Annotated in this window: 8 protein-coding genes; 1 reads left to right on the forward strand and 7 read right to left on the reverse strand. The window is 66.9% G+C overall.

Annotated elements, in window-relative coordinates:
* Positions 1-3 precede the first annotated feature (3 nt).
* From L0U84_RS08375 to L0U84_RS08400, 6 genes are all read right to left on the reverse strand, one after another.
* Positions 4-849 carry an ATP-grasp fold amidoligase family protein gene (locus L0U84_RS08375; RefSeq protein WP_233849196.1) on the reverse strand — a complete coding sequence of 282 codons (846 nt, stop codon included), beginning with the start codon at positions 847-849 and terminating at the stop codon, positions 4-6.
* 248 nt (positions 850-1,097) lie between these two features.
* Positions 1,098-3,992, reverse strand: coding sequence for an Hsp70 family protein (locus tag L0U84_RS08380; protein WP_267939532.1), 2,895 nt, complete (start codon positions 3,990-3,992; stop codon positions 1,098-1,100).
* A 5-nt stretch (positions 3,993-3,997) separates the two neighbouring features.
* The gene (locus tag L0U84_RS08385) at positions 3,998-5,845 is read right to left on the reverse strand and encodes an Hsp70 family protein (protein ID WP_233849198.1); all 1,848 of its coding nucleotides are present in this window, start codon (positions 5,843-5,845) and stop codon (positions 3,998-4,000) included.
* Complete coding sequence (locus L0U84_RS08390) at positions 5,842-6,441, reverse strand: DUF2760 domain-containing protein (protein ID WP_233849199.1); 600 nt, start codon at positions 6,439-6,441, stop codon at positions 5,842-5,844. The genes L0U84_RS08385 and L0U84_RS08390 overlap by 4 nt, the downstream gene beginning before the upstream one ends.
* A gap of 552 nt (positions 6,442-6,993) precedes the next feature.
* A complete protein-coding gene (locus tag L0U84_RS08395; protein ID WP_233849200.1) occupies positions 6,994-7,641 on the reverse strand; it encodes a hypothetical protein in 648 nt (215 codons plus the stop codon).
* A gap of 310 nt (positions 7,642-7,951) precedes the next feature.
* The gene (locus tag L0U84_RS08400; RefSeq protein WP_233849202.1) at positions 7,952-9,196 is read right to left on the reverse strand and encodes a tyrosine-type recombinase/integrase; all 1,245 of its coding nucleotides are present in this window, start codon (positions 9,194-9,196) and stop codon (positions 7,952-7,954) included.
* 548 nt (positions 9,197-9,744) lie between these two features.
* Here L0U84_RS08400 and katG point away from each other — a divergent pair.
* The gene (gene katG / locus L0U84_RS08405) at positions 9,745-12,003 is read left to right on the forward strand and encodes a catalase/peroxidase HPI (protein ID WP_233849204.1); all 2,259 of its coding nucleotides are present in this window, start codon (positions 9,745-9,747) and stop codon (positions 12,001-12,003) included.
* A gap of 153 nt (positions 12,004-12,156) precedes the next feature.
* Here the strand turns inward: katG and L0U84_RS08410 are convergent, their stop codons facing one another.
* Positions 12,157-13,173, reverse strand: coding sequence for an alcohol dehydrogenase (locus tag L0U84_RS08410; RefSeq protein WP_233849205.1), 1,017 nt, complete (start codon positions 13,171-13,173; stop codon positions 12,157-12,159).
* Between the last annotated feature and the right edge of the window lie 40 nt (positions 13,174-13,213).

Genomic DNA, 13,213 nt, shown 5'->3' on the forward strand with positions numbered 1-13,213 from the left:
CGCTTACGTCAGGAATCGGCCCCACTCGAAGTCGAAGCGGTCTGGCCGCATGGGAACCACGCCCGCGCCGGGCGTGAAAGTCAGTTCGCCGAAGTAGACGTCGTCATTCGGCGCGTACAGATCGACGCGCACATAGTCGAAGTCTTCCGACAGGAGCGCCGCTGTCCCGAGGATCGATTCGAGGTTATGCGGCCGAGGTTGGGGCGCCGCACTTCGCGGATAGTCGCCGATCGTCACGTCGAGGTTATTCCATTGCGCGTCGTACACATCGCCGCGTGTGTCGCTGCCGAAGCGGTCCGAGATCACGACGATAAACATCCGTGGCGGCCCGGAGCGCTCGCCGAAGCAGTGCACCTTGTAATCGGCGGGAATCCGGCCACGTTCGTCGAGCAGCAGAGTTTCGAAAAAGATGCGCGGCGGGATCTCGCGGTAATGACGTTCACGAGCGATCTTGTAGAAGTCCGTCGAGATCCACTGGGCGGCCATCTGTTGCAGATGCCCGAATGTGTATTGCGACTTGTCGCGAACGATTTTCACAAAACTGCTGCCATGGCTCGCCTTCATCACGAAGGCGTTCGGCAGCTGGTCGAAAACCGCCTCGGTAAAGAGCGGGGGCGCCGAAATGAGCGGGATCAGATGCTTTTCGCCAATCTTCGCCTTCACGTAGTCACGCACTGCAAGCTTGTCGGTCAAGGCGCCGTAGCGCGGGTCGGGGCGCAGGCTACGTCGAAGGATCTTTTCATTGAAGGTGATCGGGTGCAGGAGTCGCGGGAAGCGGCCAATCTGCTTCCGATGCAGCAAGCTAAGGAAAATCGCATCCGGAAGAAGTTCTTTGGCGCTGTCTTTCATCCGTCGAACGATTGCGCCGCGTGGGCACAGGGTAGAGTCCACAACGAGACCTCCACGTCGGCGGCGCACTTGCACGGCGCTCCCTGGATCAGCGCAATGCGAAGCGAATCGCATTTACATGTCGCGCTGTAGCATAGTCGAGCGAGATCCAAATAAAGGCGCTTGGCAAATAGGGGCGAAGTATCGGCTGAATATTTCTTCTGCGCAGCGCCGAACCGATCTGGACGCCACACGAGGCGCAACCCGCTTTAGCCGCCGATCAGCTTCAAGCCCACCGGCAGCGATTCGCCGAACACGCGGCCTTCGTCGGCGTTATCGAGCGCGACGACTTCGCTGACCATCGTGATCCAGGCGCGCGGCGCGCTCGCTGCTTCGAGGCGACGCACGACGCTCGCGCGTAGCTCGTCGGGCAGGTCGCGCGAGCGGTCGCCGCTCATGCGGGCGATCTGCACGGCCGCGAACGCGGCGGGGTCGACCTTCTTCCAGTCGAGCGCGAGGATCGCGTCGAGCCATCGCGCGGCGACCTCCGGCGGCACGACGCTGTGCGCGCTGCCGTAACACGGCTGCCGCGCGCCGATCCGTCCGACCGCCCACCAGCTTTGATGGTTTTCCGCGGGCTTTTGCAGGCGCGCAAGCACCGACTCGCCGAGCTCGATCTTGCGTTCGGCCGGAATTCGTTCGAGCGATGCGGACAGACGCACCATATCGGCGAAGCCGGTCTTCGCGACATCGAACGGCAGCTTGTGACGCGATTGCGCGGCGTTCTGCAGATAGTCCATCGCGTCGAGCACGCGCAATTGCGCGTCTTCACCGAGGCCACCTGCCGCGCGGCGCCACAGCGTCCACCATTCCGACCACACCTGGCTGTCGGTCACGTACTGGATGCCATCGTCGAACAGCGTCCACAGCTGCTCGACGCGCCATTCGTCGAGCGGATAGCCGAAGCCTGGCCGCACGCAATAGCCGGCCAGATTCAGCCACAGCCGTTCGTGATCGGCCGAGCGGCGCCGGCGGCGCGCGCGCTCCCACAGCGCGCCGAACAGTTCGCGCAGCAACGCGCTATTCCAGCTATCGCGCGGGCCGAGCAGATGTTCGAGCTGCGCGCGCAGCCGCTTGATTTCCTTCGGGTCGACGTTCTGCGCGCGGCCGCCGAAGCATCGGTCGATCAGTTCGATCGCGCGATCGAGCGCCGGGTGGCGTTGCGGTGCGCCATCGGCGGACAGATCCACTGGCGCGTCTTCGCGGCGCAGCTGGAATTCGAGCAGCCAGCGCTGCGATGGATCGTCGAACTCGATGCAATGGACGTCGAGCGTGCCGACCTCGGTCAGCGACGTCGCGATGCGCACCGCGGTTTCGCGTGCGCGGTCGCCGTCGCGCGGCTGGACGATCGTCGCGATCGGCGGCAGGCGCACGAAGTCGCCGCCCGCGAGGTCGACCAGTTCACCGGGCTGGTACGCGGTATCGGCGCTCGACGACACCAGGTGAAAGCGCACCGGATGCCCGAGCCGCAGCGCGAAGGTGCGCTCCGCGATCAGAATCTCGTGACCTTCCTCGGTGCCGCGCGGCAGCACGCAGATGCCGCGTTGCGCCGGCGCTGCGTCCGGCACGGCGCCATCTTTGCCGGCGGGCGTTTCGTCGAGCACCAGAAAATAGCTGCGCGGCGAACCGCCGCCGATTTTCGGCGCGAAGCCCGCGCGCGCGAGCGTATAGGCGACCGCGCCGCGCGCGACCGCGACGTCGGGGTTGTCGTTGTGCAGCACGTTGAGCGGCGCACCGCGCCAGCCGCCGAGCGTGTCGGCGAGACGCCGCGACAGTGCGTCGGCGCGGAACACGCCGCCGTTGAGCAACAGCGTGTCGGGAATGGGCAGGGCGGCTGAGGCGTCTGCCGTGTTTGCGTCCGGCGTGCCGGACTCCGCGCCGAGGGCCTTGCGCGACTGCGCGGCGAAGCGTTCCAGAAACGCCGCGATATGCCGCGTGACCGCCGCGTCGGTCGCATACGGCAGGCCGAATTCGACGATTGCGCCGCGCGGCCGACCCGGTCGCTCGTGAGCCGCCACCCTTGGGAAGAAACCATCGACGATGAGCTTCTCGACCTCGTCACGCGTGACCTGCGTCGTGCGCGCGCCGCCGATCAGCTTCGAGCCCGCGCCGAGCAGCGTGACCGGCGCCGAGTCGGGGGCCTGCGCGCCGAGCAGCTGCTCCTTCGCGACGCGACAGCGCTCGACCAGTTGCGACAGGCTCGCCGCCGACAGCCGCTGCGGCGCCTGCGCACCGCCGCCAGCAGCACCACCAGCACCACCAGCACCCAACAGCCGCCCCTCGGCCAGATGCGCGAGCGCGAGGTCCATATTGTCGCCGCCGAGCATCAGGTGATTGCCGACACCGACGCGCGTCAGGCGCGGCTCGCCGTCGTCAGTCAGGCCGACTTCGATCAACGTCAGGTCGGTGGTGCCGCCGCCGACGTCGCAGATCAGCACGAGCCGGGTGTTCGCCAACTCGTCGGCAAGCGTGTCGCGATGCCGGAACAGCCAGTCGTAGAACGCGGCCTGCGGCTCTTCGAGCAGCCGCAACGACGGCAACCCCGCGAGCCGCGCCGCTTCGACGGTCAACGCGCGCGCGCCTTCGTCGAACGACGCGGGCACCGTCAGCACGACGTCCTGCTGTTCGAGCGGCGCCTTCGGAAAGTGCTGGTTCCATGCGGCGCGCACGTGCGCGAGGTAGCTCGCGCTCGCGTCGAGCGGCGAAATCTTGCGGACGTCGTCGGGCGCGCCCCACGGCAGGATCGGCGCGACGCGATCGACCGACGCATGCGACAGCCAGCTTTTTGCGCTCGCGACGAGCCGCCCCGGCACCTGCGCGCCGAGCAGCCGCGCGAGCCGCCCGACCACGACCGGCTGCGCGGTGTCCTTGCCTCGACCCGACGCCGCACGCGCACCGGACCACGGCAACTGCAGATCGGCCGCGCTCAGTTCGCCGTCGGCCACCTGATAGCGCACCGACGGCAACAGCGGCCGCGCGGCGACCTCGCCGGGGCTCACCAGCTGCTCGATCTCGAACACCCGGATCTGCTGCGATCCGACTTCCGCGTACGCGAGCACCGTATTGCTGGTACCGAGATCGATGCCGACGCTGTACCGCTTCATGTCAATCACGCATTCGCGTTGCCGCGCACGTCGAATTCGACTTTCCAGCGTTCGTCGGAACCGCGCGGGATCGCCTCGAGTTCGAGCGTGCCCGCTTCGGTCACGCGCGCATGCAGCTTCACCGGCACGACCTCACCGGCGGTGCGGCCGGCCGCCGGCAGCGTCGCCTGGATTTCCTCGAGCTCCTGCAACTCCTCGGGGCCCCAGTATTCGAGCAGCGTGCCGACCTGGTCCTGGCGACGCACCGACGAGCCGAAGAAGCGGAAATGCACCGGCTCGCCGACCACCAGCCCGAACTCCTGCGCGGGCAGCTCGGCGTCGGTGCCTTCTTCCATGCCGAACGGCGCGACGCACAGCGCCTGCACCGGCGGTTCGAGGCCGGGCACGGCGGGCATCGCCGATTCGATCGCGATGTAGTACGCGCGCGCGGTGCCGCCGCGAATCCGCACGCCGCGGCCGCGTCGCACGTAGCCGTAGTAGGCCGCGCCGCGCGCGACCGCCAGATCGAGGTCCGCGCCTTCCAGCAGACGGGCTGGCGCGGCGCTTTCGGCCGCGAGCCAGCCGTTCAGCGTGCTCATGATGCGCTCGACCAGCAGCGTCGACTTGAACACGCCGCCGTTGAACAGCACGGCGGTCGGATGCAGGAAGCTCGCGTTTTGCGCGACGTGTTCGCGCAGTCCTTCGAGTTCGGCGAGCGCGCCGACCTGACGGCCGAGGAACGCCGCCAGATGCCGCGTGATGCCCGCGTCCTGCGCATACGGCAGGCCGAGCTGCGTCAGGCCGACGCGCGCGCGGCTGACCGGACGCGCGGCGCTGTCGACCTGCGGGAAGAAACCGTCGAGGATCGTCTGCGTGAGTTCGGCGCGTGTCAGCTCGGTGCGGATCGAGCCGCCGATCAGCTTCGAGCCGCGGCTCGGCACGACGAGCGGCACGGTCTCGGTGGCGGGGTCGGACAGCAGCGTTTCCTTCGCCGCGCGGCACGCGTAGGTCAGCGCGCGCAGTTGCCACGCGTCGGCCTGGGTGCCTTGCGCGGCGAGCTTGCGCGCGACCACGTGCGCGAGCGCGAGGTCCATGTTGTCGCCGCCGAGCAGGATGTGATCGCCGACCGCGACGCGATGCAGTTCGAGATTGCCGTCGCGCTCGATCACCGCGATCAGCGACAGGTCGGTCGTGCCGCCGCCGACGTCGACGACGAGGATGATGTCGCCGACCTTGACCTGCTTGCGCCACTGGCCGCCGCTCTTCTGGATCCAGCTATAGAGCGCCGCCTGCGGTTCTTCGAGCAGCGTCATGCGCGTGAAGCCGGCGGCCTCGGCGGCTTCGGCGGTCAGCTCGCGCGCGGCGGGATCGAACGATGCGGGGATCGTCACCGTGACGTCCTGCTCGCCGAACGGCGCGTCCGGATGCGCGTGCTCCCACGCCTCGCGCAGGTGCGTCAGATAGCGTACCGAGCTTTCGAGCGGCGACACGCGCGCGACTTCGGGCGGCGCGTCGTTGGGCAGAATGCCCGCGCGACGGTCGACACCCGGATGGCACAGCCAGCTTTTCGCGCTCGACACGAGCCGGATCGGCGTGCCGGCGCCGCGATTGCGCGCGAATTCGCCGACCGCGAATTCGCGCTGGCCGGTCCACGGCAGGTACAGGTCGCCGGAGGCCAGTTCGTCGGGATGCGGCAGGTACAGGAACGACGGCAAGAGCGGCAGAGTGTCGATTGCGCCGGGGCCCGTGAGCTGGGCGATCGACAGCACCTCCTGGGTGGTTTTCTCGCCGTCGCTCGCGTGCGTGTCCACGTAGGACAGCGCGCAGTGCGTGGTGCCGAGGTCGATGCCGATCGAGTAGCGTGCGTCGCTCATAGTTCCACCTCCGCCGGTGCGATGACCTTCGCGTTATGGCCGTCCGCGAGCTTCGGCAGACGCACCTCGTCGACGCGCCAGCCGCGATGGCTGATGCTGCCGCTAAACGGCGCGCTGCCGACGACGTTGCCGGTCAGCCGGACCGAACTCGCATCGAAGCCCGCGGGCAGCGTCACGCGGCTGCCTTCGGCTTCGTCGCGCACCGGGCGCATCGTGAAGTGCTCGCGCAGCGTCGCGCGGCAGCCTTCGTGCACGAGGCGCGCGGCCGCGCCGATATCGGCGTCGCTATAGGCCTTGATGTCTTCCTCGACGAAATCGATGAAGCGCGCGTCGCGTTGCAGCAGGCCGAGCAGTTGCAGCGCGGCGTCGGGGGTGGCCTCCTTCAGCACCGGCGCGGGTTGCGGCTTCGGTTGCGGAGCGGGGGCGGGTGCTGGGGCTGCAGTGGCGGCGGGGGCGGCCGCCGGGGCCGCGCCGAACTTTTCGCCGTTGCGCAGGCGCAGCACGTCGGCGGCGAAGTCGCCATTGCCGAGAATGCTGAAAAACGTGCCGACGGCCAGGGAAATCCGGCCGAGGAAGGATGGGTTCGAATCGCTCATAAAGGCTCCTGATCTGCTCTGTTGGGGACGAGCGGTCCTCGCCGCGCCGCGTGCGCCGGGCAGCGAAGCTGACGGGCCGGGCGGGGCTGTGATGTTGCGGGTCGGTGCGCGGTCGCGGACGTCTGCCCGGGCCGATGGTGCAAGCGCCGAGCCGACGCTCGACGGTCCGGGACGCTTCGCGAGCCAGTTCGGCCGCGCGTGCGGCGCGCGCAAAACCCGTATTTTGCCTTGCGGCGCGCCCGACGCGGGCAAAGCCGGCAATTCTAGCGGGCAATGGGGTGGGATTGGCGGGGAGTTGGGGGGGAGGAGGCGACGTGCGGAGGCGCTTTGGGCGTGCGGTTTTGGCTCGTGGCGGGCGGAACGCGGGACAGCCTGGCGTGAGCGCGGGGACAAGCCCACGGCGAGGGGCTGTTGGCCAGCGTGCCGGCCTCTCAGGCGTGAGCAAAGGGGACCCCGCCACGGCGAGAGGCGGTTGGCCGGCGCGCCGGCGCGCGCGTCGGTCTGTCCCCGCGCGATTCTTCCGCTTACGCGATCAACCGCGTGTCGGCGAGCTTATGACCTGTTCGGATCTTTCGGCACCCGCTTCGCCGAGGGCGCCTCCGCGGGCCTGACCGGCCCAGCGGTGTGCATGTCCGTGCGCGACGACTGTCCGTGCGCAGCCGTCGCGGGTGCGCGCCCGACCCGCCCAGTCGCGTGCATGGAGGCGCGGGACGGCTGTCCGTGTGCGGCCGTCCGCGCCATCGGCCTGGCCGGCCTCGCGGCGTGCATGTCCGCCCGCGGCGGTTGTCCGTGCGCGGCCATCGCCGGCGCGGGGCCGCCTGGGTGCCCGAGCGGCGGATGCGCGCCGCCGGGACGCTCCGGCAAATGACCGTCATGGCTCGCCATCACGCGATGCAGTTCCTCACGACGCCGGAAAACCTCCGCGCGATGATCGCCATGCGCATAGAACTGTCGATGCCGGACGCCGTCCTGGCCGACGACCCAGAGATACGTATCGCCGCCGACGATCACCACATCGCGATCGACCACATTGACGACGTACACATCGGTCGGCAACGGCTGATACGCGGTCACGCTCACTTCGGTCGGGCGATTCGGGGTGGTGACGAGCTGGCCTTGCCCACTGCTCACGCAGCCCGCGAGAAAGGTCGCGCACGCAGCCGACGCCAACAGCGCGTTTGTGATGTTTTTCAACTTCATTCCCCGGTTTGTACTGTTTTATTTGTCGAGCGACGCTTTTGATAACGGTCGGCATTTTGCATTCTTGAGATCTGAATCGTCGCCGGGGAAAATTGGTCGACTACGCCGTATCACGGACTCTGTGCGGATTTGAATCGGCCGGAAAGAACGATGTGCTTCGCGTATAGACGCGAACGCGCCAACCCATGCGTCATTGCCCGCGCGCAACCGCACATGCAATGCCCGGCGCGCATCACCTTGTGATTTGATTCAACTGGGAAATAAAGAAAACGCGCAAAAAAACGGCGTGATTCACACGCCCGGTCCGCGCTTATTTGCCGCCCGCATTGCCGTCTTTGGACTTCGCGTCGTCCCAGTTCATCCGGTGCCGATTGACGGTCTCGGTATGCCGCGCGTCGTCCTCGGTGTGCAGGTAAAGGCTGGTCGTGTTCAGCGAGACGTGGCCGAGATTGTCGCGGATCGTGCGCAGATCGACGCCGCCGTCCGCCTGATGCGAACCGGCCGTATGACGCAGCCAGTGCGCCGACGCGCGCTCGAGCTCGTCGGCGCGATCGGCGAATTCGGGACCGCGCGCGCGCAACCACGTGGCCGCGCCCGCGAAGATGCCCTTGATCGCGTCGTGAATCGCCGAGCGCGACAGGCAGCGGTTGCGGCCCTTGAACGGCAGCACCAAGGGAATTTCCTCAGCGCGAGTAGGCAGCGCGGCGAGTCCGTTGAGCGTCCGGTAGCTGCGCAGCTCCTGAACCAGTTCGGTCGAGACCGGCACGATTCGCTCCTTCTCGCCTTTGCCGAGCGTTTCGAGCCACCACTGGTCCCGACCGTCGGCGCCGAGCCTTCTGAAGAACTGGCCCATCTGCCCGCCGGCGACTTCGGAAATGCGCATGCCCTGCAGGTAGAACAGCGTGCTCAGCCAGCGGCAGCGCGCGTAGTACGCGCGTTGAGCATCGGTGTCTTGCGGCAGCTGCTCGACGAACAGCTTCACTTCGTCCCACAGCGACGTCGACAGATAGCGCGTCACGCGCGGCGCCGAGCGCTTCGCGCGCTGCCGCAGCAGCGCCATCGGATTGCCGCGCAGGTATCCGGCGTTGACGAGCCACGTGAACATCGCGTTCAGGATGATCAGCGCCTGGCGCTGGCTGGCCGGCGACAGCGGCCCGTTGAACGGCCGCCAGCGGGCATCGCCGCGTGCGTACTTGCCGCCGTTCGCCGACACCCAGCGCGCGGCCGGCTGCGGATCGGCGATGAACGCCTTGAACAGCAGCAGATCCTCGTGCGTCAGCGACGACAGCGGCTTGCCCAACTGCACGACGGCCCACAGCAGCAGCCGCTCGGCTTCCTTGCGGTAGTTGTCGAAAGTGGTCTTGGTGTCCGCGTAATTGGAGAGCCACGCGCGCACGGCGTCGAGGTCGTTGCGCGCCGATAGCTGCGAGGTTTGCGCCGCGCCGCGATTGGTGCCGTCGCGGCCATCGAGCAGTTCCGGCACGACGAGCGATTCGACGGGCTGGACGGTGGCGAGCTCAGCGTTCGGGGCAGCTTTCGGCACGGCTTGGGACACGGTTCGGGACACTCCTCGGGCGCACGCCGCCTGGCGTCATTCTGCTCCGCTCAGACGCGCCCGCAGACGCTTGCCTGAAAAGAAAGCAGTGCCCACTCAGTTGCGGACGAAACGCGAAACCCTATCACACAGTCGGCTGCGCCTGGCGCAAAACAGCCGGGCGCGCTCAAGCTTCCACGCAGTGGCGATCGATCGGCATACAGTAATGCAGCGCGCCGCGCGGTTCTCGCCCTCTATAGTCGCTGTCTATTGCCGGCATTGCCGGATTCGAATTCTATTGAAACTTGCCCTCGCCTATATTCGAATAGGAGTGGCGCGCCGACCGGAGTCACCCGTTACAGACGCCGGCTACGTTTGCCTCGACCCTGGATTTCATGAGTGCACTGCCGAGCCATTCGGCTGAATGTCGGGCTTTTGCGGATCGCCAAATTGCCACGGAAGCCTGACACGATGACAAACGCATAACAAGGACCTTGCATGGGATTGGAGAGAGTGCCCACGCACCGACTCCGATCGACAACGGAGACATCCTCCAAAGGAGAGAACGCATGTCAAACGAAGCAAAGTGCCCGTTCATCCACACCGCCGGCGGCGGGACTACCAATCGAGACTGGTGGCCGAAGCAATTGCGCCTCGACCTGCTGAACCAGCATTCGAACCGCTCCAATCCGCTAGACAAGGACTTCAACTATGCCGAGGCGTTCAAGAGCCTCGACTACGCCGGGATCAAGAAAGACCTCGCCGCGCTGATGACCGATTCGCAGCCCTGGTGGCCAGCGGACTTCGGCCACTACGGTCCGCTTTTTATCCGTATGGCATGGCACGCCGCCGGCACGTACCGCATCGGTGACGGCCGCGGCGGCGCGGGGCGCGGCCAGCAGCGGTTCGCGCCGCTCAATAGCTGGCCGGACAACGTGAGCCTCGACAAGGCGCGCCGGCTGCTATGGCCGATCAAGCAGAAATACGGCCAGAAAATTTCGTGGGCCGACCTGCTGGTTCTGACCGGCAACGTCGCGCTCGAAACGATGGGCTTCAAGACTTTTGGTTTCGGCGGCGGCCGCGAGGACACGTGGGAACCGGATCAGGACGTCTATTGGGGCAATGAAAAAACCTGGCTCGGCGGCGATGTGCGCTACGGCAAGGGCGCGGCCGGCAGGGAAAGCGACGAAGGCGTGATCGTCGCCGACGAGGAATTGCACGGCACGGAGAAGAGCCGCACCGATCCGCCCGGACGCAACCTCGAAAACCCGCTCGGCGCGGTGCAGATGGGCCTGATCTACGTGAACCCGGAAGGCCCCGACGGCAATCCCGATCCGCTCGCCGCGGCGGTCGACATCCGCGAAACGTTCGCCCGCATGGCGATGAACGACGAGGAAACCGTGGCGCTGATCGCTGGCGGCCACACGTTCGGCAAGACGCACGGCGCGGGCCCCGCCGAAAACGTCGGCCCGGTACCGGAAAGTGCCGGTCTCGAGGCTCAGGGGCTCGGCTGGCGCAGCAGCTTCGGCACCGGCCGCGGTGGCGATACGATCTCGAGCGGTCTCGAAGTTACGTGGTCCGCGACGCCGACGCAATGGGGCATGGGCTTCTTCCAGAACCTGTTCGGCCACGAGTGGGAGCTGACGAAGAGCCCGGCGGGCGCGAATCAGTGGGTCGCGAAGGGCGCGCAGCCCACGATCCCGCACGCGCACGATGCGTCGAAAAAGCTGCTGCCGACGATGCTGACGACCGACCTGTCGCTACGCCTCGACCCGATCTACGAAAAGATCTCGCGGCGCTTCATGGCCAATCCCGACGAGTTCGCCGACGCGTTCGCGCGCGCGTGGTTCAAGCTGACGCACCGCGACATGGGTCCGATCGCCCGCTATCTGGGCCCGGAAGTGCCGAGCGAGCAACTGTTGTGGCAGGACCCGATTCCGGCCGTCGACCATCCGCTCGTCGACGACAAGGACGTCGCGGCGCTGAAGCAGAAAGTCCTCGCGTCGGGGCTGTCGGTGTCGCAACTGGTCACGACCGCCTGGGCATCGGCCTCGACGTTCCGTGGCTCCGACAAGCGCGGCGGCGCCAACGGCGCGCGCATCCGGCTCGCACCGCAGAAGGACTGGGACGTCAACCAGCCCGCTGAGCTCGCGAAGGTGCTGAAGGTGCTCGAAGGCATCCAGAGCGAGTTCAACGGTGCGCAGTCAGGCGGCAAGAAGATCTCGCTCGCCGACCTGATCGTGCTGGCGGGCGGCGCCGGCATCGAGCAGGCCGCGAAGAATGCCGGGCAGCAGGTGAGTGTGCCGTTCACGCCGGGTCGCATGGACGCGTCGCAGGATCAGACCGACGTCGAATCGGTCAAGATGCTCGAGCCGGTTCACGACGGCTTCCGCAACTATCTGGGCGGCAAGTTCCCGGTGACGGCGGAGAAGCTGCTGATCGACAAGGCGCAACTGCTGACGTTGACGGCGCCCGAGATGACGGTCCTGATCGGCGGCCTGCGCGTGCTGAAGGTGGGCGGCGGCAAGGAAGGGGTGCTGACGAGCAAGCCGGAAACGCTGACCAACGACTTCTTCCGTAATCTGCTCGACATGGGTACGGAGTGGACGCCGGTGTCGCAGGCTGCGGAAACGTTCGAGGGGGCCGACACGAAGACCGGCGAGGTCAAGTGGACCGGTTCGCGCGTCGATCTGGTGTTCGGCTCGAACTCGGTGCTGCGCGCCTTGGGCGAGGTCTACGCGAGCGAGGACGGCAACGAGAAATTCGTGCGCGACTTCGTTGCCGCGTGGGTCAAGGTGATGAATCTGGATCGTTTCGATCTGGCTTGAGTGCTGTTGACGCGGCGAGCTTTTGCTCGCCGCACGACGCGTCGCTTCAAGGAGCGTTCTTCAACGCGCGGTGCGATCGCCGGGAAACCGGTGATCGCATTTTTTTTGCGCGCGGCTGTTCGGCGCGCGGATCTCATGCGTGTGCCAGTCGACTCAAGCCATCTTCAACACCACCCTGAAACGCGCGTGACCGCTCATCATCCGGTCGAAGGCCTGCGGCGCCTCGGCGAGTGGATATTCCTCGATCATCGGCTTGACGCCGCTCAATGCGCTGAACGCGAGCGTGTCCTGCGAATCGGCTGAGGTACCGGAGGGCCAGCCTTGCACCGAGTTGCGGCCCATGATGAACTGCACGATCGGCACTTCGATCGGCTCTTCGGAAACGCCGACCATCACCAGCTTGCCGTTCAGGCCGAGACCGCCGAGCGTGGCGGTCATCGCCTTGCCGCTCGTCACAGTGGCGAGGATCAGCTTCGCGCCGCCCAGTTCCTGCAGCTTCTCGGCGACGTTTTCCGTTTTGCTGTCGATGTAGTGATGCGCGCCCAGTTGCTGCGCGAGCGGCGCCTTGTCCTGACCGCGAGCGATCGCCACCGTGCGAAAGCCCATCTTGCGCGCGAACTGCACGCCGAGATGGCCGAGCCCGCCGATGCCGAGAATCGCGACCACGTCGCCGGCGCGCGCGCCGCTATTGCGTATCGCGTTGAAGGTCGTGATGCCCGCGCACAGCAGCGGCGCGGCATCGACATCGGACAGGTCGTCGGGAATGCGCGCCAACGCTTCGACCGGGGCCACCATGTATTCGGCGTAGCCGCCGTCGTAGCTGATGCCGGGGATGAGAGCGAACTTGCACAGCACGAAGTCGCCCCGGCGGCAGTGTTCGCATTTGCCGCAATGGCCGCCGTGCCAGCCGACCCCGACTCGCTGCCCGACCTGCCAGTCCTCGACCTCCGCGCCGAGCGAATCGATCACGCCCGCGATCTCGTGACCGGGCACACGCGGATAGGCCAGCCCCGGCCACAGGCCTTCCTTGGTCATCACATCGCTGTGACAGATGCCGCAAGCATGAATCTTGATGCGCACGTGACCGGCGCGCGCCTCGGGCACTTCACGTTCCACCAGTTCGAGCGGGCCGCCGGCCTGCTTCACTTCGACTGCTTTCATCGTGGGCATGATGTTCTTCCTTTCCAGTAACGAACGGGACAAGAGGGGA

This window comes from Paraburkholderia sp. HD33-4 (assembly GCF_021390635.1).
Lineage (GTDB): Bacteria > Pseudomonadota > Gammaproteobacteria > Burkholderiales > Burkholderiaceae > Paraburkholderia.